Annotated in this window: 1 protein-coding gene; it reads left to right on the top strand. The window is 73.4% G+C overall.

What is annotated here, in order from left to right; all coding sequences use genetic code 11:
• The coding region (locus A6Q79_RS04500; protein ID WP_317696637.1) for an FAD-dependent oxidoreductase at positions 1–500 on the top strand (500 nt) is incomplete at both ends.

The raw sequence follows: 500 nt of genomic DNA, 5'->3' as shown, positions 1-500 counted from the left end.
GCGCGTGTGGCTCGACGGGCGCGTGGCGCCCGAGCGGGAGGCGTTCCTCGGCACGAGCGGCTACGACCTGCTCGACAACGTCACCGTGCTCGAGCGCTTCGAGGCAGGCGCGGCGCGGTGGACGGCGGAGCACGGCGGATCGGTCGTCGAGCTGCACGCCTACGCAGCCGACCCGTCCCGCGACCCCGACCTGGCGGGCGACGGACCACACGGGATCGACGTCGAGCGGCTGCGCAGCCGTCTGCTCGCCGGTCTGCACGACGTGTACCCGGAGACGCGCGACCTGGTCGTGAGGCACGAGGAGCTCCTGGTCGAGGACGACTGCGGTCTCGTCGGCACGGGACCCTGGCGCGACCGGCTCACCGTCCAGACCCCGTACCCCGGGCTGGTCCTGGCCGGTGACGGACTGCGCGTCGACTGGCCGATCGCCCTCATGGAGCGCGCCGCGACCACGGGCGTCCTGGCGGCGAACCGGCTGCTCGACGAGATCGGTCTTATCG

It is taken from the genome of Aeromicrobium sp. REDSEA-S32_B7, assembly GCF_001626145.1.
GTDB classification, from domain to species: domain Bacteria; phylum Actinomycetota; class Actinomycetes; order Propionibacteriales; family Nocardioidaceae; genus Aeromicrobium; species Aeromicrobium erythreum.
Note: the sequence above shows the minus strand (reverse complement) of the source record. Positions and strands in the feature narration are given on the sequence as shown.